At 26.2% G+C, this 454-nt stretch carries 1 protein-coding gene; it reads left to right on the top strand.

Annotated features, from left to right (window positions below):
• Nucleotides 1-264: 264 nt before the first annotated feature.
• A partial coding sequence (locus KI356_RS27440) for an alpha-amylase family glycosyl hydrolase (protein WP_238486252.1) occupies nucleotides 265-454 on the top strand: 190 nt, incomplete at its 3' end.

Raw genomic sequence — 454 nt, 5'->3', positions numbered from 1 at the left:
TAGAAAATTTATGCAAACGTTTTCTTTGAATTTATTATAAACGAATAGATTCAAAAAAGAAATAAAAACACTATAAAAAAATAAAACGTTTTCATTATTCCTATTAATATATAATAAGTTCCACGTGTTTTATTAGAAAAAGAAAATAAATATTGTAAGCGCTATTTTAAATTTGGATAGAATCTGTTATCATTCAGTAATGAAAACGTTTGCGCCTTAAAAAAGAAAAAAGAATCAATAGTATAGATGAAATGGGGTAGCATAATGGGAAAACAATGGTGGAAAGAAAGTGTAGTATATCAAATTTATCCTCGTAGTTTTATGGATAGTAATGGTGATGGTATAGGAGATCTTCGTGGTATTATTTCAAAGCTAGATTACTTAAAAGAATTAGGAATTAATGTAATTTGGTTATCACCAGTCTATGAATCTCCAAATGATGATAATGGTTATG

Origin of the sequence: Bacillus hominis (assembly GCF_018332515.1) — a bacterium.
GTDB lineage: Bacteria > Bacillota > Bacilli > Bacillales > Bacillaceae_G > Bacillus_A > Bacillus_A hominis.
This window is presented reverse-complemented; position numbering and strand designations above follow the sequence as displayed.